16 protein-coding genes, 4 pseudogenes and 1 riboswitch are annotated in these 19363 nt (G+C 70.9%); of the genes and pseudogenes, 11 read left to right on the top strand and 9 right to left on the bottom strand.

The genetic code is table 11. The annotated features are described in order from the left end of the window. The first annotated feature begins 286 nt into the window (after window positions 1-286). A complete protein-coding gene (locus ASC60_RS23045; RefSeq protein ID WP_055553934.1) occupies window positions 287-475 on the top strand; it encodes a DUF4236 domain-containing protein in 189 nt (62 codons plus the stop codon). A 77-nt stretch (window positions 476-552) separates the two neighbouring features. Here ASC60_RS23045 and ASC60_RS23050 read toward each other — a convergent pair whose 3' ends face one another. From ASC60_RS23050 to ASC60_RS23060, 3 genes are all read right to left on the bottom strand, one after another. Beyond that, on the bottom strand, window positions 553-1431 hold the full coding sequence (locus ASC60_RS23050; protein WP_055553936.1) for a geranyl diphosphate 2-C-methyltransferase: 879 nt from the start codon (window positions 1429-1431) through the stop codon (window positions 553-555). 17 nt (window positions 1432-1448) lie between these two features. After that, the gene (locus ASC60_RS23055) at window positions 1449-2606 is read right to left on the bottom strand and encodes a family 2 encapsulin nanocompartment cargo protein terpene cyclase (RefSeq protein ID WP_079038550.1); all 1158 of its coding nucleotides are present in this window, start codon (window positions 2604-2606) and stop codon (window positions 1449-1451) included. 120 nt (window positions 2607-2726) lie between these two features. Continuing rightward, the gene (locus ASC60_RS23060; RefSeq protein ID WP_055553938.1) at window positions 2727-4136 is read right to left on the bottom strand and encodes a family 2B encapsulin nanocompartment shell protein; all 1410 of its coding nucleotides are present in this window, start codon (window positions 4134-4136) and stop codon (window positions 2727-2729) included. Window positions 4137-4541: 405 nt separating this feature from the next. Here ASC60_RS23060 and ASC60_RS23065 point away from each other — a divergent pair, with 405 nt between their 5' ends. Together ASC60_RS23065 and ASC60_RS44115 are read left to right on the top strand one after the other, a co-directional pair. Further along, complete coding sequence (locus ASC60_RS23065) at window positions 4542-5501, top strand: chlorophyllase (protein ID WP_055553940.1); 960 nt, start codon at window positions 4542-4544, stop codon at window positions 5499-5501. A gap of 221 nt (window positions 5502-5722) precedes the next feature. Further along, window positions 5723-5946 (top strand): annotated as a pseudogene (locus ASC60_RS44115) (peptide ABC transporter ATP-binding protein); the annotation flags it as partial. Here ASC60_RS44115 and ASC60_RS23070 read toward each other — a convergent pair. Next, window positions 5907-6620 (bottom strand): annotated as a pseudogene (locus ASC60_RS23070) (MFS transporter); the annotation flags it as partial. The pseudogenes ASC60_RS44115 and ASC60_RS23070 overlap by 40 nt on opposite strands. A 153-nt stretch (window positions 6621-6773) precedes the next feature. Next, window positions 6774-8747, bottom strand: a complete 1974-nt coding sequence (locus ASC60_RS23075; protein WP_055553942.1) for an APC family permease — start codon at window positions 8745-8747, stop codon at window positions 6774-6776. Window positions 8748-8885: 138 nt separating this feature from the next. After that, window positions 8886-9032, top strand: a riboswitch (cobalamin riboswitch). Between the two features lie 38 nt (window positions 9033-9070). Here ASC60_RS23075 and ASC60_RS23080 point away from each other — a divergent pair. From ASC60_RS23080 to cobF, 3 genes are all read left to right on the top strand, one after another. Then, window positions 9071-9292, top strand: a complete 222-nt coding sequence (locus tag ASC60_RS23080; RefSeq protein WP_055553944.1) for a CbtB-domain containing protein — start codon at window positions 9071-9073, stop codon at window positions 9290-9292. Between the two features lie 20 nt (window positions 9293-9312). Further along, entirely contained in the window at window positions 9313-10074 is a 762-nt protein-coding gene (locus ASC60_RS23085; RefSeq protein WP_055553946.1) for a CbtA family protein, read from the top strand. 111 nt (window positions 10075-10185) lie between these two features. Next, window positions 10186-10959 (top strand): precorrin-6A synthase (deacetylating), encoded by a 774-nt coding sequence (gene cobF / locus ASC60_RS23090; protein ID WP_055553948.1) that lies wholly within the window; start codon window positions 10186-10188, stop codon window positions 10957-10959. Between the two features lie 95 nt (window positions 10960-11054). Here cobF and ASC60_RS23095 read toward each other — a convergent pair whose 3' ends face one another. Beyond that, the gene (locus ASC60_RS23095; protein WP_055553949.1) at window positions 11055-12035 is read right to left on the bottom strand and encodes a serine protease; all 981 of its coding nucleotides are present in this window, start codon (window positions 12033-12035) and stop codon (window positions 11055-11057) included. Window positions 12036-12398: 363 nt separating this feature from the next. Here ASC60_RS23095 and ASC60_RS23100 point away from each other — a divergent pair, with 363 nt between their 5' ends. Further along, complete coding sequence (locus ASC60_RS23100; protein WP_079038552.1) at window positions 12399-14819, top strand: Orn/Lys/Arg decarboxylase N-terminal domain-containing protein; 2421 nt, start codon at window positions 12399-12401, stop codon at window positions 14817-14819. A 247-nt stretch (window positions 14820-15066) separates the two neighbouring features. On the opposite strand, the gene ASC60_RS23105 is transcribed toward ASC60_RS23100, so the two are convergent. Next, on the bottom strand, window positions 15067-15894 hold the full coding sequence (locus ASC60_RS23105) for an MOSC domain-containing protein (protein WP_079038553.1): 828 nt from the start codon (window positions 15892-15894) through the stop codon (window positions 15067-15069). A gap of 32 nt (window positions 15895-15926) precedes the next feature. Here ASC60_RS23105 and ASC60_RS23110 point away from each other — a divergent pair. Next, window positions 15927-16775: pseudogene (locus tag ASC60_RS23110) on the top strand (MFS transporter); the annotation flags it as partial. Here the strand turns inward: ASC60_RS23110 and ASC60_RS43095 are convergent. Continuing rightward, a complete protein-coding gene (locus ASC60_RS43095) occupies window positions 16730-17080 on the bottom strand; it encodes an IclR family transcriptional regulator C-terminal domain-containing protein (protein WP_234357087.1) in 351 nt (116 codons plus the stop codon). The pseudogene ASC60_RS23110 and the gene ASC60_RS43095 overlap by 46 nt on opposite strands. Here ASC60_RS43095 and ASC60_RS44120 point away from each other — a divergent pair. After that, a pseudogene (locus tag ASC60_RS44120) lies at window positions 17021-17428 on the top strand (NAD(P)-dependent oxidoreductase); the annotation flags it as partial. The gene ASC60_RS43095 and the pseudogene ASC60_RS44120 sit on opposite strands and share 60 nt — an antisense overlap. Before the next feature lie 79 nt (window positions 17429-17507). Beyond that, window positions 17508-17897 (top strand): hypothetical protein, encoded by a 390-nt coding sequence (locus tag ASC60_RS44125; RefSeq protein WP_370592958.1) that lies wholly within the window; start codon window positions 17508-17510, stop codon window positions 17895-17897. Here the strand turns inward: ASC60_RS44125 and ASC60_RS23120 are convergent. After that, complete coding sequence (locus ASC60_RS23120; protein ID WP_055553951.1) at window positions 17887-18798, bottom strand: LysR family transcriptional regulator; 912 nt, start codon at window positions 18796-18798, stop codon at window positions 17887-17889. The genes ASC60_RS44125 and ASC60_RS23120 overlap by 11 nt on opposite strands. Before the next feature lie 314 nt (window positions 18799-19112). Here ASC60_RS23120 and ASC60_RS23125 point away from each other — a divergent pair. After that, window positions 19113-19363: lyase family protein (locus tag ASC60_RS23125; protein ID WP_267892815.1), on the top strand; the 251-nt coding region annotated here is incomplete at its 3' end.

Here is a 19363-nt window from a genome sequence, read left to right on the forward strand (position 1 = left end):
CCGGCCGCCGTCAGCCGCTCGGTCATCGCCTCCAGGGCGTACAGGCGTACCTCCGGTCGCTCCCGTGCCGGGGCGGGGAGCTTCTGCGACGTCCGTGACCGCAGCGCGAGGGCCTTTGGCGGTGGCAGAGGACGGCGCCCCTGCCATGGCACGTACTTCCCGGAGAAGGGTGGCAGCACGGGTGTGACGGGGCCGTCACACCCGCGTTCCCGAAGTGTCTCCGGGAGCCCGGAGCGCGTACTCGCGTGCGCGCGGGGAACGCGAGGAGCCGAGGAAAGGAGTCATCGTGCCCGTCACCTTCCGCAAGAGCTTCCGCATCTTTCCCGGCGTCCGGCTCAACATCAACCGCAAGTCCGTCTCGGTCACGCTCGGCAAGGGCGACGCCAAGCGCACCTACTCCTCCACCGGTCGCAGGACGACTTCGATGGACCTTCCCGGTCCCTTCGGTTACCGCAAGACCAGCACCCGCCACTGACCCGAGCCGGGCGCGACGAACGCACAAGGGAGCGGGCTGAAAAGGGCCGGGAGCGGCCTTTCTCAGCCCGCATGCGGTCAGACGCGGTCGGCCGCGATCAGGAGGTACTGGAAGGAGCCGTCCTTGTAGGAGTTGATGAACGCCTCCTCGATGCCGGTGACCAGGGAGGACGTGGCCCGCAGCTCCCAGTACGGCAGGGTCGCGGCGGTCAGGTCGATGACGGCCTGCGGTACCAGGCGATTGTCGGCCATGGCGCGCAGGTACTCCCGCCGGGAGTGGATGTTGCACTCGAAGTGCGCGTTGATCTGGGACACCCACTTCGAGGGCTGGCCGTAACGCGGGTTCCAGCAACCGGTGATGGTCACGTAGCGGCCGCCGACCGCGAGGATGCGGGAGTGCTCGGCGAAGAGGTCGTGCAGGTCGACGTACATGGTCGACTCGTTGTTCCAGGAGGCCGTTGCCTGCCCGGTCTCGAAGGGCATACCGAGCATGTTGCACACGTGGGCGCGGACGTGGTCCTCGATCCTGAGTTCGCGTGCCCGCTGGTTGGCGAAGTCGGCCTGCTTGGCCGACAGCGTGACGCCCTCCACCTCGCATCCGAAGCGCTGGTGGGCCATGACCATCGAGCCGCCGCGGCCGCATCCGGCGTCCACGAGCGTGTCGCCGCGCTCGATGGGGCCGAGGTGGTCCAGGAGAAGTTCGGCCTGTGCCGACTCCAGGCGGTGCAACTCGGCGATCAGCTTCTTCTCGTACTCGCTGTCGGCGCTGTCCCCGAGGGCGGTGTGGTCGACGTCGCCGATGCCGTAGTGGTGGTGGTACAGACCGTCCACATCGCCGAGGCGCAGGTTCACGGGCCTGGCCTCACGATCCCAGTAGCGGGCGATGTCCCCCTGGTAGGGCGTCGCCGGGGCGGGGATGAACGGGGAGCCGGTGGTGGTGAATTCGGTGCTGGTCATGGCTGATCCATTTCTCGTTACCAGAAGTCGGGCAGGCTGTAGCGGTAGGTATTGGTCTGGTGCCAGTAGTGGTTGCCGTCGACCCACGCGGCCACGCCCCGCAGAAAGCGCTGCACGGGCGGGACGGGACAGGCGGCGGCCAGGGCCGCGGCTTCGGACTCGAAGTCGTGCATGAGGTCGTTGTGGACCTCGACCGCCTTCAGATAGGCCTCGCGGTCGGAGACGCCCTCACGCTCGGCGATCACCACGGGAAGGTTCAGGTGCCGGCCGGGGCCGGCGAGTTCCTTGGTGTACGAGTACAGGTCGTTCACGATGGTGGTGGCGTTCCCGGCGAGCGCGATGACCCGCTGCATTTCGGGCCGGGCGTGCAGGTCCGCCGGTAGTTCGTAGCCGCCGACGGTGTCGGTGATGGTGGGGCAGGGCCGGAAGTTGTTGAACTGGCGCATCGCCAGGTATTCCCACACCTCGGGGACGTGGTCGGTCTGGGCCCAGGCGGCCTCGGCGAGGTACCCCATGTGCAGACGCGCCATGTCGTGCCGGTACCGGTCGGCCTGGGAGGGGCTGGCCCGTTGGACGAAGTACTCCATGGCCGAGCGGTAGGCGCGCCGGGGCGCGTCCGAGTGGAGCGACTGCGCCCACTGCGGCTGGTACTCCTTCGCGGTGTGCAACGGATCGAGGGCGGTGTGCGCCAGCAGCAGGCGTCCGCCGAGGCCGATGGGCGAGCCGCCGTGGTCCTCGCAGTAGCAGTCGTCCACCGCGTTCTCGGCGACCATCAGGCGCGTGGCGAGCATCAGATGGTCGACGGTGGGCGCGTCCGGATGGCAGGCGACCATGTAACGGCCGACGGAGAAGCCGTCGAACTCGTCCTCCCAGTCCTCCGGGTACAGATCGACCTCGTCCAGCGCCCACGCCTTGATCCGGCGGCTGACCTCCTCCACCCGCCCGGGGTCGGGCTCCGGCACCGGGTGGTGGTAGAGGCCCGGGACCGGGGTGCCTTCGGCGGGCGCCTGCGGCGGCGTCGGCGCAGTCGGCGGCGGCTCGCGCCGGGCCGGGTGCAGGCTCGCCGTACCCAGACCGGCCGGGCCGCGCAGGATCCGTTCCAGACCGGCGGATGGCGGGGCGGGCAGGGGCGGGGCGGGCAGGGACGTCGCAGGGGGAATGTCAGACGCAGGCATCCATCGCTCCTCAGTGGGGTGGGGGCTGTCCCGGTCGGACCCCGGGCACGCTCGGCCCGCCCGGAGACGGCCGGGCGCCCGGAAAGGGGGCCGGGCCGTCGTCGCCCGGCAGGGGAGGCCCTAGGGGGTGCGGGCGATCTGCACGTTCTCCAGTACGCCGAGGGCGTCCGGCACCAGGATGGCGGCGGAGTAGTAGGCACTGACGAGGTAGGAGATGATCGCCTTTTCGTCGATGCCCATGAAGCGCACCGACAGCCCCGGCTCGTACTCCTCCGGCAGACCGGTCTGCCGCAGACCGATGACCCCCTGGTTGTCCTCGCCGGTGCGCATGACGAGGACGGAGCTGGTGTTCTCCCTGGTGACGGGGATCTTGTTGCAGGGCAGGATCGGAACGCCGCGCCAGGCCGGGACCTGCTGCCCACCGAGGTCGACGTGGGTCGGATAGAGCCCGCGGGAGTTGAACTCCCGCCCGATCGCCGCGATCGTCCGGGGGTGGGCGAGGAAGAACTTGGAGCCGCGGCGGCGGCAGAGCAGCTCGTCGAGGTCGTCCGGGGTGGGCGGGCCGGAATGGGTCTGGATGCGCTGCTTGAAGTCGGCGTTGTGGAGCAGCCCGAACTCCCGGTTGTTGATCAGCTCGTGCTCCTGGCGCTCACGCAGCGCCTCGATGATGAGCCTGAGCTGCTCCTCGGTCTGGTTCATCGGCTCGTTGTAGAGGTCGGCGACCCTGGTGTGGATCCGCAGAACGGTCTGCGCCACGGAGAGTTCGTACTCGCGCGGCTTCAGCTCGTAGTCGACGAACGTGCCGGGCAGCGCGGGCTCCCCCGAGTGTCCGGCCGACAGGGCGATCTCGGCCTCACCGCGCCGGTTCTGCCGCTGGCCGAGACGTGAGCGGAACTCCTGGACGTGGGCCCGCAGGCTCGGTGCCGTGGACAGTACGGCGTCGAAGTCGGCGCGGGACAGGGTGAGCAGGGTGCCGGAGGTCTCGGCGGTGGCGGTGGAGTCCCACCGGGCGTCCCCGTCCAGCAGGGCGTCCTCACCGAACCGGTCGCCGTCGGCGAGTACGGCCACGGAGACCTCGTCGCCGTACTTGCCGACCGTGGTCCGGCTGACCCGGCCGTGGGCGATCATGTAGAACTGCTCGGCGGGCGCACCGCGCTCGACCAGCGTTTCACCGGGACGGAAGTCGTGCTGGACGCACCGGTCGGCGATCGCGGTCAGCACCTCCACGTCCTCGAAGCCGCGCAGCAGGGCCAGTTCGCCCAGCTCGCGGGGGATCACCCGGACCGTGGCGCCGTCCTGTACGAACTCCACGCGCCCGTCGCCGACGGTGTAGGTCAGCCGGCGGTTCACCCGGTAGGTGCCGCCCTTGACCTCGACCCAGGGGAGCGTCCGCAACAGCCATCGGGAGGTGATGCCCTGCATCTGCGGCGCGGACTTGGTCGTGGTGGCAAGGTTGCGGGCAGCCGCCGTGCTCAGGCTGGACTGCCGAGTCGGCTCCCGAGGTGTTTGCGAGCTGGTTCCAACAGTCATCGGGCGAGCTCTCCTTCGTGACGGCGGTGGCTTCGCGCGCGGGGGCGCGTCACCGGAAAAGAGAAGGGGGCGGGCGTCCGGCAACCCGTCCGGACCCGGGGAACGGTAGTGGCTGGTAGCCCACTTGGCCCGGGGGAGCCGTCAGCATTAACTCGATAAGATGATCGTGGCCTGTGTGGGGTTTGCCGACGTGGCCGACGGTGCGTCGAACGCGATCGTCGGCAGCACCCGATGCGCGGCGCCGCCCCCTCTACGCCTCGCCGGGCGAACTCCCGTGTCCCCTGCGCTCATTCCAGAGGCCGTTGACGAAGCGGAACGTTGCTCCGTATATTGATCCGGAACAGCGCTCCGTTTTTTCTGTGGCCATGTGCGGCCATATGTCGTCATGAAAGGGAAATACTCGTCATGAGTGAACCGACCTACCCGGTCGATACGTTCAGCTCGCCCGCCCCCGTCCTCTCGGTCAGTCCGGTGGTGCTGTCCGCTCCGGACCGGGCCGTGGATCTGGAGATGCGCGTCTCGGCGCCGGTGACCGGGAGCGACCTGCCGGTCATCCTCCTCTCGCACGGCCAGGGCCCCTCGAACCACCTCTCCTCACTGAACGGCTACGCCCCGCTCGCCAACTACTGGGCGGCGCACGGCTTCGTCGTCATCCAGCCCACCCATCTGAGCTCCAGGACGTTGAGCCTGGACCCCGCCACCCCCGGGGCGCCCCTGTTCTGGCGCTCACGGGCCGAGGACATGAAGCGCATCCTCGACCAGCTCGATGTGATCGAGTCCGCCGTGCCACAGCTCGCCGGGCGACTGGACCACAGCAGGGTGGCCGTGGCCGGGCACTCGATGGGCGGGCACACCGCGAGCCTGCTGCTGGGCGCCCGGCTCACCGACCCGCACGACGGTACGGAAGTGAACCTGGCCGAGCCCCGTATCAAGGCGGGCGTCCTGCTCGCCGCGCCCGGCAGAGGCGGCGACGCCCTCAGCCCCTTCGCGGCGGAGAACCTTTCCTTCTTCTCGACCATGGACTTCTCCACGATGACGGCGCCCGCGCTCGTGATCGCCGGTGACAAGGACACCTCGGCCCATCTGACGGTCATGGGCCCGGACTGGCACGCCGACCCGTACACCCTCGCCCCGGGCCCCAAGACCCTGCTCACCCTGTTCGACGCGGAGCATGGGCTCGGCGGAGTCTCCGGGTATGACGTCGCCGAAACCACGGACGAGAACCCCGAGCGCGTATCCGCCGTCCAGCGGCTCACCTGGGCCTACCTCCGCACCGAGCTGTACCCGGGGGAGCCCGCTTGGCAAGCGGCGCGTGACACGCTGACGGCCGGCCCCCACCCGGTCGGGCGAGTGGAAGCCAAGTGAGCGCACCCGGCGGGCGTTCGACCCTCTCCTTGACGGCAAGCCGTTGGAAGCGCAGGTAGAGGCGACCTTCGATCGGCGTGGAGCCGCTTCAAGGGCATCGGTCCGCCGCGGGCGGGCGCCGGATCAGCCGGCCGCCGTACCGGCTGTCCTCGCCCTCCGGCCCCCGGCTCACCGGCATCCCCGGCGCACCGCCCGACCTGCCGCTGCCGCTCGACGGCTGCGCGCACACGCCCCCGGCCGACGGCGGCACGATCGGCTCCGCGGCGAGGACGTCACCCGCCCCTCCCACACGGAACTACGGGCCCTGCGCCGCGAAGTGCGGATGGCGTTCCAGGACCCGTACGCCTCCCTCAACCCGTGGATGCGGGTCGCCGAGCTGCTGGAGCTGGTCGGCCTGGCCTCGGCCGTCGCCGACCGGCTGCCCCGCGGGTTCTCCGGCGGCCAGCCGCTGTAGGCGAGCAGATAGCTGCCGTACGCGCAGCACAGGGCGAGGAAGCGGCGGTTCCCCGGCCGGACCCGCACCCCGCCCCGCTGCCGGGTGCGGGTCCGGCCGGGGATGTGCTGCGGCATCAGCCGCGCGTGCCCGGCGAGGACGAGGACGAAGACCTCCGCTCCGGCCAGGCACGCGGTGCGGAAGTCCACGGCCGGCAGCAGACCGCCGAGCAGCGGCCCGACGAAGGCCCCGGCCTGCCCCGCCGCGCTGAACAGGGCCAGCACCCGGGTGCGGGGGCCACGGCCCTCCCGCTCCCAGATCACCGCCTGCCGGGCCACCTCGGACTCCACCGCCGGGGAGAACAGAGCGGCGGCGAAACCGATCACCAGCACCGCGCCGACCACGGCCCGGCTCGACTCCGCGTACCCCAGCCAGGCGAACCCCACGATCCGCAGCACGCACCCTGCCGGCACGACCGGCCGCACACCGTGCCGGTCCACCAGCCGGCCGCCGACCACGAACAGGCCCTGCCGGCTGAAGGTCCGCAAGCCCAGGACGAAGCCGACCAGCCAGCCCGCCATGCCGATCGCGGTGCCGAGGTGCTCGGCGAGGAACGGCAGCACGGCGTAGAAACCGATGTTGAAGACGAGCCGCGTCAGGATCAGCAGCCGCAGCAGCGGTGACAGGTCCTGCCCAGGTCCGTTCGCGCGGCGGCTTGGGGGCCCGGCCGGTCCGGCCGGTGCGGGTCAGGACTCGGCGGAGGGGATCGGCCACCGGGTGTCCACGCATCGCTGCCCTCCCCGACGGCGCCCGGCTCGCCACGAGGCTCCGCCCGGCACTCAGCCGACATGAACATGGGGCCGCCGGGCCCGATCCGGCTCGGCCTCGCGCAGCACCTCTCGCGTGACCGGAGCGACCTCCCCCTGGCCGAAGAGGAAGAACCGCAGGAACTGGGCGAAGGGGCTGCCCTCGGTCCACTCGAAGTAGATGTGCGGCCTGCCCCCGGTCACATCCCGGACGTGCAGCAGCAGCGCGGCCAGTGAGTTGGGGATGCTGGAGCCGTCGAGGGTCAGGACACGGTAGCGGCCGTGCAGCACCTCGCCGTGCACGCGCAGCGCCGATTCGAAGTCGGAGGGGTCGCGGACGGTGACCTCGACGAAGACCAGGTCCTCCTCGTCCGGGATGTCGTTGTCGGCCCGGATCTGCTGAATCTTGTCGCGGTACTCGGCCGCGTCCCGGTGGTCCGGCTCGTTGGCGATGAACCGTATGCGGCGGGTGGCGCAGTCACGGACGAAACGCCGGGCCATGTCGTCCAGATCCATGTCGGTGACCCGTAGCTCGAAGGCCCGGGCGAGCCGGGACAGCAGCGACACCGCGATGATGCCCGCGATGAAACACGCGCCGATCTTCACGCCGTCGGGGCGTTCCACGACGTTGACCGCCGTGGTGTAGACGAAGACCGCGGAGATCACGCCGAAGCCGACGGTCCAGCCCCGCTGCCCGGCGCGGCGGGCGGCGATCGTGACCGCGACGGCGGCGGAGGTCATCAGGACCAGCACCCCGGTGGCGTACGCGCCGCCCTGGGCGTCCACATCGGCGTTGAAGATCCAGGTGACCAGGAAGGCGATCAGGGTGAAGACCAGCACCATGGGACGCACCGCGCGGGCCCAGTGCGGGGCCATGCCGTAGCGGGGCAGATAGCGCGGCATGAGGTTGAGCAGTCCGGCCATGGCGGAGGCGCCCGCGAACCACAGGATGCCGATGGTCGCGGCGTCGTAGACGCTGCCGAAGACGGACCCCAGATAGTGGTGCGCGAGATACGCCAGCGCTCGCCCGTTGGCCTTGCCACCGGCCTTGAACTCGTCCTGCGGGATGAGCACGGTGGTGATGAAGCTCGTGGTGATCAAGAAGGCGCTCATGACCACGGCGGCGGTGGTGAGCAGCTTCCTGGTGTCCCGGATCCGCCCGGTGGGCCGCTCCTCGGTGTCGCCCGGGTCGCCCTGGACATGAGGCATGACGGCCACGCCGGTCTCGAAGCCGGACAGGCCCAGCGCGAGTTTGGGGAACACCACCAGCGCCAGACCGACCATGACCAGCGGGTTGCTGTGCTGTTCGGCCAGCGCCCGCGACCAGTCGGTGACCACATGGGACGCGGTGGCCACATGCCACAGCCCGACGATCACGACGACCACGTTCAGCGCCAGATAGCCGCCCACGAGCACCACCGCCACCCCGATGGCCTCCATGAAGCCCTTGAGGAAGACGGCGCCGAGCAGGGCGACCAGCCCCAGCGTGATGACCACCTCGTGACCGTGCAGAGCGCTGGTGAAGTGCGGATTCTCCACCAGGTGGGTCGAGGCGTCGGCGGCCGAGAGGGTGATGGTGATCAGGAAGTCGGTCGCCGCGAACCCCAGCAGCGTCAGAACGAACAGCTTGCCCTGCCAGAACGACAGCAGCCGCTCCAGCATCGCGATCGACCCCTCACCATGCGGGCTCTCCTTGGCCACCCGCCGGTACACCGGCAGCGCCCCGGCCAGGGTCACCGCCACCAGCACGATGGTGGCGACGGGGGACAGCAGCCCGGCCGCGAGAGCGGCGATACCGGGCTGGTAACCGAGCGTGGAGAAGTAGTCCACACCGGTCAGGCACATCACCCGCCACCACCGCTGCCCCTTGTGTCCCTCCGGGACCTGGGCATGGGGCCCGGGCTGCTGCTTGGCCATGTCGGACAAGCCCTCCAGCAGCCAGCTCCGGAGCCGGCCCCCCTTGCGGGCCTCCTCCGGGCGGGGCTCCACGGCGGTGGAGGTGGCCATCACGTACTCCCGATCACATAGCGTTACAGAACGCCGTCCAGGAACAAACGGCCGAATCAGGGTAAGCGGGACCCGCGCCGAGCGTGACGGCGGCATGCCCGGCCCGAGAAACGATCAGGCCGGGTGGCCGGTCTTGGCCATGCCCGTGCCGCGCGGTATCGTCACTCCGATATTGACGACGGCAAGACGGAAGCCGGTGGGAATCCGGCACGGTCGCGCCACTGTGTGCCATCGCCTCGCGGGAGGTGATGGTGAGTCAGACCCGTAGCAGTCGTCTTGTGCACCACCGAGATGGGACGCGAACTCCCAGAGGAGGCCCTGCCATGGCACAGCCAGTCGCCCAGCCGACACCCACCACCCCCGCTCTGCCCTCCCCGCTGCCGCTCAAGGCGATAGCTCCCTGGGCAGTCTTCTTCGGCATCCTGATGCTGGTCCTGCTGTACTTCGTCGGCGCCGAGCAGGGCGCCACCGCTGTCGTCTCCGGCGAGAGCGTTCACGAGTGGGTGCACGACGCCCGCCACCTGCTCGGCTTCCCCTGCCACTGAGCGAGGGGCGCCACGCACTCATGAACTCCGCAACGGTAAGAAATCTACTGGTCCGGGGCATGCTCGCGGGCCTGGGCGCCGGCCTGCTCGCGCTGATCGCCGCGTACTTCCTCGGCGAGCCGAACGTCGACAGCGCGATCAGCTTCGAGGCGGCCCACGCCCACGCCCACGAGCACGAGGTCGAGCTCGTCTCCCGCAGCCTGCAGTCCACCGCGGGCCTGGCCACCGGTGTCCTGATCTACGGCGTCGCCTTCGGCGGCATCGCCGCCCTCGCCTACTGCTTCGCCCTCGGCCGCGTCGGCCGCTTCAGCCCCCGGGCCACCGCGCTGCTGCTCTCCGGCTGCGCGCTGCTGGCGGTCTACGTCGTGCCGTTCCTGAAGTACCCGGCCAACCCGCCCGCGGTCGGCAACGCCGACACCATCGGCAAACGAACGACGCTGTACTTCCTGATGATGCTGCTCAGCGTCCTCCTCGCGATCGGCGCCACCCTCCTGGGCAAACGGCTCGCCCCGAAGTCCGGCACCTGGTACGCCACCGTCGCCGCGGTGGCCGCCTTCGCCGTCGCGATCGGGCTGGCGTACGCCTTCCTGCCGGTGGTCAACGAGGTGCCGGGAGGCTTCCCCGCCACCGTGCTGTGGCGGTTCCGGCTGTCCGCCCTCGCCATGCAGCTCACCCTGTGGGGCGGATTCGGGCTCATCTTCGGCGAGTTGGCCGAGCGGCTGCTGAACCCGCGGCCCGCGAAGGCCGAGGCGCCCCGCCCGGTGGCGGCCGCCCCGAACTGACCCCTGCCCGAGGCGTACGAGGGCCCGCGGAGCCATCCGCGGGCCCTCCCGCGTTCTTCGAGCCAGGCGGACCGAGCGGCCGGTCGGGCCCCGCCTGCGAGACTGCGTCCCATGACCACGCAGCAACGCCGGATCCTCGTCATCGGCATCGGAGCGGGTGACCCCGACTACCTGACGCTCGGGGCGGTGAAGGCGATGGGCCGCGCCGACGTCTTCTTCATCGTCGGCAAGGGGGCCGACACCTCCGCACTCACCGATCTCCGCCACCGTATGCTGGACGAGCACGCGCGGACGCCCTACCGCGTGGTGGAGGTGGACGACCCGAGCCGCGACCGGCGCCCGATGGGGCGCGGCGACTACACGACCGCCGTCCACGACTGGCGCGCCCGTCGCGCGGACATCTTCGAAGGTCTGCTGCGGGACGAGATGACGGCCGACGAGACCGCGGCGTTCCTGGTGTGGGGCGACCCGTCGCTGTACGACAGCACCCTCGGGATCCTCGCCGCCATCGAGGCACGCGGCTCCGTCTCCGTCGACGTCGAGGTCATCCCCGGAATCAGCAGCGTATCGTCGCTCGCCGCGCGGCACCGCATCCCCCTGAACCAGGTGGGCCGGCCGCTGCACATCACCCCGGCCCGCAGACTCTCCGACGTGGGCCGGAACGACGACGGAGACATCGTCGTGATGCTCGACGCGCACGAGTCGTTCACCCGGGCCGAAGGCGACGTCTGGATCTACTGGGGCGCCTACCTCGGCACGCCGGACGAACTCCTGGTCGCCGGGCCGCTGCGAGAGGTGTCCGACCGCATCCGGCAGGTGCGCGCCGAGGCACGCGACCGGCATGGGTGGATCATGGACACGTATCTGCTGCGCATCGTGGAGTGACCGGGGCCGGACCGGTGTGGCGGAGCCGGTGGCGGGAAGCGCCGTATCCGCGCTTCCCGCCACCCCACGCCGATGTGTTGCCCCGCGGTCGGCTGCTAGGAAGCCTGGGCCTTGTCGTACAGGGCCTTCGCCTCGTCGCCGAAGTACGGGCCGAACATCGTGTTCGGCAGGAAGACGTAGCCGAAGCTGTTCACGGAGACCTGCAGCCCGGTGCCGGTGGCCTCACTGAAGCCGGTGAGCCAGGGGCCGCCGCTGGAGCCGCCCGTCATGTTGCAGGCCAGGCCGTGGTCCTGCGTGAGGAGGAAGTCCTTGGAGCTGTTGCCGCTGCAGTAGATGAGCTTCGTGCCGTCGTACGGTGAGGCGGCGGGGAAGCCGAAGGAATACATCTGCTTGTTGTAGCCGCCGTTGAACTGGATTCCCTGCGCGCCGACGACCGAGGTGAGCTTCTTGCCGTTCAGCGGGGCGACGACCGCGGCGCCGATGTCGTAGTTCATGTCCTCACTCGCCTCCCACTGCGGGGTGGTGAGTGTCGTGGCCGCGGTCCACTGGCCGTACGGCGCGTTGCCGTTGTTGTAGCCGGGCACGAAGACCCAGTTGGTGTGCCAGCTGCCCTGGTACTTCACACAGTGCCCGGCCGTGATGACGGTGCTGGCGTTCTGACTGGTCACGGCGTTGCCGGTGCAGGACGCGGTACGCCCCTGGAAGGTGAAGAACACCCGGCCCGAGGTGGTGACGACGGTCCCGCTGCCGGTCCACGGGCCGCCGGCCTGCGGGAAGGACGCGGCGGCGGTGGGTTCGACGGTCGTCGACGGCCCCGCGGCCTCGGGAGCCGTCAGGCGCTTGGCGGCCTTCCGGGTCAGCAGCACATCGAGCGGGGTGGCCGCGCGCATCCGCTCGGCGGTCCAGAAGGTACGGGCCCTGTGCTGTTCGGCCGACGGGGCGGTGCGGGCCGCTACCGACGGCCCGGAGGCCGATGCGGGGGTTGCCGCGGTGGCCGTGCCGGTACCCAGGAGGCCGCCGCTGAACAGGGCTCCGACGGCCAGCAGAATGCCCGCGGCAGTGCGATGGCGTCTCACGCATGTCTCCTTCTGCCGTGCCCGGACGGATCGCGTCCGGGCAGGGTGGGGGAACGAAGAGCGGTGCGGATAGACGTGCGTGGGGCAGCGTGCCACGGGAATCCTGACTTGTCAGGGGCGCTTTGAGGCATTTTCCGGCCGCAGGCCGTCGGCGTGGCCGGGCCCATGGCGGTTCACCGCCCCTCGGGGGATGCCGCGGACGGCGGTGCGCTTCGGCCGAACCCGGGCGATGCGAGGTGATTTTCCTTCTTTCGGGTGGTCTTCCACCGTTGTTCCGTCATGCGTGGACCCGTCCCCGCACACTTCTGACACTGAAGGGCTCTGACTGGCGAAGAGCAGGGTCAGCAGGCTGAGGAGGGGGATATGGCGGGCAACACCGTTCTGTTCGCGGTCGGGGAGCACCCCGGCGGCGACACGGCCGGGGCCGAGCAGCTCCGCAGGATCCATGAGGCCATCGAGACCGCCGGGTTCGCCGTGCGGTGGGCCGGAACAGGCGCCGAGGCCCGGACGGTGCTGCGCACCGAGGCCGGTCTGGCAGCCGCGCTGGTGGACTGGGAGCTCGACCCGGGAGGCGGTCCGGGCGGCGAACCCGGCGGTGCCGCGGTGCTGCGCGACATCGGCCGGCGGTTCCAGGGCCTGCCGGTCTTCCTCAGCGCGGCCGACGAAGGGTTCGAGGACCTGCCGCTGTGGGTGTCGGAGACCGTCGTCGGGTATGTCTGGCCGGAGGAGGACACCGCCGCCTTCATCGCCGGGCGGATCTCCAGTGCCGCCCGCGCCTACCGCGAAGCCGTTCTGCCGCCGTTCTTCAAGGCGCTGCGCCACTTCGACGATACGCATGAGTACTCCTGGCACACCCCGGCCCACGCCGGTGGCGTCGCCTTCCTGAAGTCACCGGTGGGCCGCGCCTTCCACGACTACTTCGGGGAGCGCCTGTTCCGCAGCGACCTGTCCATCTCGGTCGAGGCGCTCGGCTCCCTGTTCGAGCACACGGGGCCCATCGGCGAGGCGGAGCGGAACGCCGCCCGGGTCTTCGGCGCCGACCTCACCTACTTCGTCCTCCACGGCGATTCGACCTGCGATCGCCTGGTCGGCCACTTCAGCGTGACCCGCGACGAGATCGCCCTCGTGGACCGGAACTGCCACAAGTCGGTGCTCCACGGCCTGGTCATCTCCGGCTCACGGCCGGTGTATCTGATCCCCACACGCAATGGCTACGGCCTCTCCGGGCCGCTGCCCCCGGGTGAGATCCAGGCGGACACCGTGGCCGCCCGCGTCGGGGGAAACCCGCTGGCGCGGGGCGCGCTCTCCCCTCGGGCCCAGTACGCGGTCTTCACCAACTCCACCTACGACGGCCTGTGTTACGACGCGGTCCAGGTCGCCCGGGCGTTCTCGGCCAGCACACCCCGGGTCCACTTCGACGAGGCGTGGTTCGCCTACGCCCGCTTCCACCCCCTCTACGCCGGGCGCTACGGAATGTCGGTGGGACCCGACACCTTCCCCGGCCCGGACCGCCCCACCGTCTTCGCCACCCAGTCCACCCACAAGCTGCTGGCCGCCCTGTCCCAGAGCGCCATGGTGCACATCAAGCCCGCGCCCCGGGCCCCGGTGGAGCACGACCGGTTCAACGAGGCGCTGATGATGCACGGCACCACCTCTCCGCTGTATCCGATGATCGCCTCCCTGGATGTCGCCACCGCGATGATGGACGGCCCACAAGGTCGTTGGCTGATCGACGAGGCGGTGACCGAGGCGGTCCGCTTCCGCCAGGCGGTGGTGCGGATCGGCCGTCGCGTCAAGGCCGCCGGTGACCGTCCCGACTGGTTCTTCGGGGTCTGGCAGCCGGACACGGTGACCGACCCGTCCAGTGGCGAGCGGCTGCCCTTCGACGAGGCCCCGGCCGAACTGCTGCGCACGGAACCGTCGTGCTGGGAGCTGGAGCCCGACGCGGATTGGCACGGATTCCCCGGGCTCGGCCAGGGCTACTGCATGCTCGACCCCCTCAAGACCACCGTGACCTGCCCGGGAATCGACGCAAGCGGCCGCATGGCCGACTGGGGCATCCCCGCCCGGGTCCTCACGTCCTACCTCGCCACCCGGAACGTGGTGGTGGAGAAGACCGACAGCTACACCACCCTGGTCCTGTTCTCCATGGGCATCACCAAGGGCAAGTGGGGCACGCTGCTGGACGCCCTGATGGACTTCAAGTCCCTCTACGACGAGGACGCGCCACTGGACCGCGTCCTGCCCGGGCTGGTCACCACCCACCCCAACCGCTACACCGGCGGGACACTGCGCGGTCTGTGCCAGGAGATGCACGACTACCTGCGCGAGGTGGACCTGGTCCAGCTGCTGGACACCGCCTTCCAGGATCTCCCGGAGCCGGTCGCCCCTCCGCAGCTCTGCTACCAGCGACTGATCCGCGGCGGCACGGAGCGGGTGCGGCTGGCCGACGCGGCGGGCCGGGTGGCCGCGGCCATGGTCACCGTCACGCCGCCCGGTATCCCGGTGCTGATGCCCGGCGAGGGCACCGGCACCGAGAACGGTCCGCTGCTGCGCTATCTGACCGCCCTGGAGTCGTTCGACCGCCGCTTCCCCGGATTCCGCAGTGAGACCCACGGGGTGACCATCGACCCCGAGACCGGCGACTATCTGATCGAGTGTCTGACCCGGGACGAGGAAGCCCACCACACCGCTCTGGCCGAGCCCCGCAAGATCGTCGTACCGGCCCCGGCCCTTGCCGACCACACCGTGCCCGCCGATACCGAAGGCCGGCCCCGACCCTGAAAACGCCGCGCCCGGAGTGGCCGAGTCGGCCGCTCGCCCAGGGAGAAGTCCCGGCGAGCGGCCACGAACGACTCGATACTCCGGGCGGGTGTGTTCGTCACGCGTGCCCCGCGAGCAGCCGCCCGCCTCAGGACTTCATGACGCGTACAGCTCCACGGCCACGTGGTCGGTGTAGAGGACCAGGAGAGCGATGCGGGCGGCTATGGCGGATGTGGCGGACATAAGCCTCCGTACTGATTCGTTCGCGTCACAACTCCGACTGGCCCCACGAGGTGACGTGCACTTCGTCGCCCACGGACAGCCTGCCGGGGCGTAGCACGGCGTACTTCGTGCCGAACGCGACGCCGCCCTCGGCGGCGCGGCGGTAGGTGGCCAGGGTGCGCAGCGGCTCGGGGCCCGCCTTGGCGCCCGACCGCTGGTCGACCATGGTGACGGCGCAGCGGATGGCGAGCTTGGCGTAGCCGAGTTCCGTGTCGCCGATGGTGATCCGGTGGGCGCGGTCCTCGGTGTGAGGGGTGTTCCAGCCGTCGACGACGATGTTCGGGCGGAAGCGGTTCATGGGTAGGGGCGGGGCGCCGCGCTCGTTCAGCCGCTCGTTCAGCAGATCCAGGGTGGCCCGGGAGAGGACGTGGACGGCACAGCTGTCGGCGTACCCGGAGGTGCCGGGCGTGCGGCCATCGGTGACCCGCTCGTGGTCGTCCGGAACGCGCACCAGACGGCTCGGCGTGCCGAGAACACCGGACAACCACGCGGCGGCTGCATCGCCCTGGTCGACGCCCCTGAACGGCGCCCCGAACAACTCGACCGCGCGAAGCGGTCCGGAGGCGTCGACACCGATCACGACCGGGTCCGCGTCCGGGGCACGCAGCGTGAGCCGTTGCCCGTCGGCGCCGATCCCGGGGCGGATCAAGGCCAGTCGCGGGTGGCGCCGTTGGCTGCGGAAGACACCTTCCTCGCTGATGACCATGAAACCGCGGTCATGGGCCAGACCGGCGGGCGTCAGCACAGCGGTGTGCGCCGACATCCCGGCGCACCCCTTGACGGGATAGGACAGCAGCTTCACGACCCTGGCCACATTGCTTCCCCTCGTCCGCGCGCATGCCCTACGCCGCGATGTTCGCCGGGCTGACCGTCGCCATCGTACTGGGCGTACCGTTCGGCGCCCTGGTCGGCGAACGCTTCGGCTGGCGCGCCACGTTCTGGGCGATCACCGGGATCGGCGTGCTGGCCGTGGCCGCCATCGCCGTCTGGGTCCCGGCCCGGGCGGGCGCCGTGGACGAGGTCCACCGGACGGCCGGCCCGCGCCCCCAGCTACGCGCCTTCCGCTCCCGGCAGGTGTGGCTGACCCTGGCCGCCACCGCCCTCGGCTACGGCGGCATGTTCGGGGCGTTCAGCTACCTCGCGTACACCTTCACCGAGGTCACCGACTTTTCCAGTACCGATGTCGCCTGGCTGCTCGTCGTCTACGGCAGCGGCCTGGTCATCGGCAACATCGCCGGGGGCCGGGCGGCCGACCGCGACCGCGACCGTACGCTGATCGTGTCCCTGGCGGGGCTCGCCGTCACGCTCGCGGTGTTCGGTCTGCTGGCAGACGGACCGATCGCGTCGGTGGTCCTGGTCTTCCTGCTGGGCGTCTTCGGGTTCGCCGGCGTCCCCGGCATGATCACCCGCGTCACGGACGCCGCCGCCAGCGCCAACGTCTCGGCCTCCAACGTCGGCAACGCCCTGGGCGCCTGGCTCGGCGGCCTCGCGATCAGCGCGGGTCTGGGCTACACGGCGCCGCTGTACGCAGGCGCCGCGATCGTGACGCTCGGCCTCGCCGCGTGCAGCATCAGGTCGCGGCGGCGCCCGTGGCCCGTTGCCATGGCCTGTACGTTGTGGATCCAGGAGGCGGACCGACGGCGGCCGGATCAGCGGGCAGGCAGCCGGACGCCCAGCTCGGAGGCCGCCGCCTGAAGCAGCGGCACCATGGCGACCAGGTCGTCCATGCTGTGGCGGAAGGCGGGCGCGGCGGTGGACAGGGCGGCGAAGACGCTGCCGTCCGGCCGCAGGACGGGGACGGCGATGGCGCGCAGCCCGCGGTGGTGCTCCTCGTCGGCGGTGGCGTAGCCGCGCTCGGTGGCGCGGGCGACGGCTTCGCGCAGGACGCCGCCCTCCTCGACGCCGCCCGACCGTCGCTGAAGGTCCTCGGGCTGGCCGGCATGGGATTCGACGCCGTCGACCGGGACGCGGCGGCCGAACGCGGAGTCGTGGCCATCCACACCCCCGGCGTCCTCGCCGAGATCACCGCCGACCTCACCTTCGCCCTCATCCTCATGGCCCGCAGGCGGCTCGGCGCCGCCCGCGACTCACTCGCCGCCGGGCAGTGGGGCCTGTTCCGCATGGACGACTACCTGGGCCTGGACATCCACGGCGCCACCCTCGGACTGGTCGGCTTCGACCAGATCGGACGCGCGGTGGCACGCCGCGCCCAGGGCTTCGGCATGCGCGTGCCGCGCCATGACCCCTTCGCGCCCGATGACACCCAGGACCCGCCCTCCACGGCCGTGGACCTGCCCACCCTGCTCGCCGAGGCCGACGTGGTCTCGCTGCACGTCCCGCTGACCCCGCGGACCCGCCACCTCACCGGCGCCGCAGAGCTGGCGGCCATGAAGTCCACCGCGACCTTGGGACGCCCTGCTCCACGCCGTGCGCGGGGGAGTCATCCACTCGGCGGGCCTGGACGTCTACGAACGCGAACCCATGGGCGCCGACCTGTCGCCCCTGGCCTCCGAGCCGCATGTCGTGACGCTTCCGCACATCCTCTCGGCCACCGACGCCACCAGGGCCGCCATGGTCGATCTCGCCGTCGACAACATCCTCGAAGTGCTCGCGTGCCGCCCGGCGACCACACCGCTGCCGGGCAGCGCGGCCCTGCCGGGCGTCCTGGCCCCCGCGCCTGACCCGCACCGAACCGTCCGCGTCAACCGGACGAAGCGGGCGGCGGATCCTGTCCGCCGCCCGCAGTCCCTCTCCCGGGCCATCGGCCTCCGGCAGGGACGGCAGCCGGGTGGCCACGCCGGTCTGATCAGGAACTGAGGGCGGCGGCCTGGTCCCGGAGTCCGCGCAGCGCGAGCTGCAGCAGCGGATGGCCCTCGCTGCCGCGCCGGACGGCGGTGAACACCCGCCGCGTCGGGCGGGAGCCGCTGACCGGACGTACGACGGCGCCACCGAAGGCGATGCCGTGGAGTGCCGAACGGGGTACCAGCGCCACCCCGGAGCCGGCGGAGACCAGTGCGCACACCGCCCGGGAGTCGTCGGCCAGGCACTCCGCCCGGGGCTGGAAACGCGCCGTCTCGCAGGCGCGCAGGACGACGTCATGCACCGGGTTGCCGGGCCACGGCGTGATCCATGGATCTGTGCTCAGGTCGGCCAGGTCCACCTCCGGGGCGGAGGCCAGCGGATGGTCGGACGGCAATACGACATCGAACGGCTCCGCGTACAACGGCTCGCGGAGCAACTGCTCGCCGCCCTGCGTGAGAGTGTCCCGGTGCTCCACCACCAGGGCGATATCGACCACGCCGTCGATGAGGAGCCGTCGGCTCGCGAGCCCCTCGGCGTCCTTCACGCGGATCCGCACCTGCGGAGCGCGTTCCCGTAGCGGCGCCACCGCCGGGGCCACCACTTCACTGATCGCACTGGCGAACGCGGCGATGGTCACCTCCCCGGCCACGCCCGCCGAACTGGCGGCCATATCGGCCTCCGCCTGCTCCAGCTGAGCAGCGATCTTCGCCGCGTGGGTGGCCAGCACGGCGCCCGTCGGAGTCAGCCGGACGGTGCGGCCGCGCCGCTCCAGCAGCACGTGCCCCACCTCCGCTTCGAGCGCGGCGAGCTGCTGCGAAGCCGCCGATGGGGACAGGTAGAGGGCTTGGGCGGCGGCGGTGACGGTGCCGTGCTCGGCCAGCGCCCGCAACACCCGGAGCCTCCGTGGATCGATCACATCAGGGAGTACATCAGAAGGAGCGATGTCTGTGAAGGTGAGCTTCACAGGCAACCTGGGAAATTACCGATGGACTTCACAGGGTCGACTCTTCAGAGTGGTCTTCCGTGAACGCGACGGCAACGACCGCTGCCGGCCCCGGGTCCTTGAGCTGACCGACGTCCCCGCACCGGCGGGGAAGCGGCGATAGCCGGAGGGCCGCGCCCGTGGTCCCCGCCGCCAGTGCCTGCCCCGGTGCGTCGTGGGTGTGCTCGCGTCATGTCATTTCCGTGCCCGAACCCCGCCACCTGCTCGCGAAGGAATCTGAAGTGTCCATGACCATCGGTCGCCGTGAACACGACCTGCTCGGCGACCGGGACGTGCCCGCCGACGCGTACTGGGGCATCCACACCCTGCGCGCCTCGGAGAACTTCCCCATCACCGGTACGGTGATCTCCGCGTACCCGCACCTGACCAACGCCCTCGCCGCGGTCAAGGAGGCCGCGGCGAGGGCCAACGAGGACCTCGGCCTACTGGCTCCGGAGAAGGCCGACGCCATCGCCGCCGCGTGCCGGGAGATCCGGGA

This window comes from Streptomyces sp. NBRC 110028, from assembly GCF_001417735.1.
GTDB lineage: Bacteria > Actinomycetota > Actinomycetes > Streptomycetales > Streptomycetaceae > Streptomyces.

What these genes read in the sequence shown, in the direction of transcription:
- ASC60_RS23060 (WP_055553938.1), bottom strand. Translation starts at nt 4,136, where the DNA reads ATGACTGTTGGAACCAGCTCGCAAACACCTCGGGAGCCGACTCGGCAG.
- ASC60_RS23085 (WP_055553946.1), top strand. Translation starts at nt 9,313, where the DNA reads ATGAACTCCGCAACGGTAAGAAATCTACTGGTCCGGGGCATGCTCGCG.
- ASC60_RS23100 (WP_079038552.1), top strand. Translation starts at nt 12,399, where the DNA reads ATGGCGGGCAACACCGTTCTGTTCGCGGTCGGGGAGCACCCCGGCGGC.
- ASC60_RS23065 (WP_055553940.1), top strand. Translation starts at nt 4,542, where the DNA reads ATGAGTGAACCGACCTACCCGGTCGATACGTTCAGCTCGCCCGCCCCC.
- ASC60_RS23075 (WP_055553942.1), bottom strand. Translation starts at nt 8,747, where the DNA reads ATGGCCACCTCCACCGCCGTGGAGCCCCGCCCGGAGGAGGCCCGCAAG.
- ASC60_RS23050 (WP_055553936.1), bottom strand. Translation starts at nt 1,431, where the DNA reads ATGACCAGCACCGAATTCACCACCACCGGCTCCCCGTTCATCCCCGCC.
- cobF (WP_055553948.1), top strand. Translation starts at nt 10,186, where the DNA reads ATGACCACGCAGCAACGCCGGATCCTCGTCATCGGCATCGGAGCGGGT.
- ASC60_RS23080 (WP_055553944.1), top strand. Translation starts at nt 9,071, where the DNA reads ATGGCACAGCCAGTCGCCCAGCCGACACCCACCACCCCCGCTCTGCCC.
- ASC60_RS23055 (WP_079038550.1), bottom strand. Translation starts at nt 2,606, where the DNA reads ATGCCTGCGTCTGACATTCCCCCTGCGACGTCCCTGCCCGCCCCGCCC.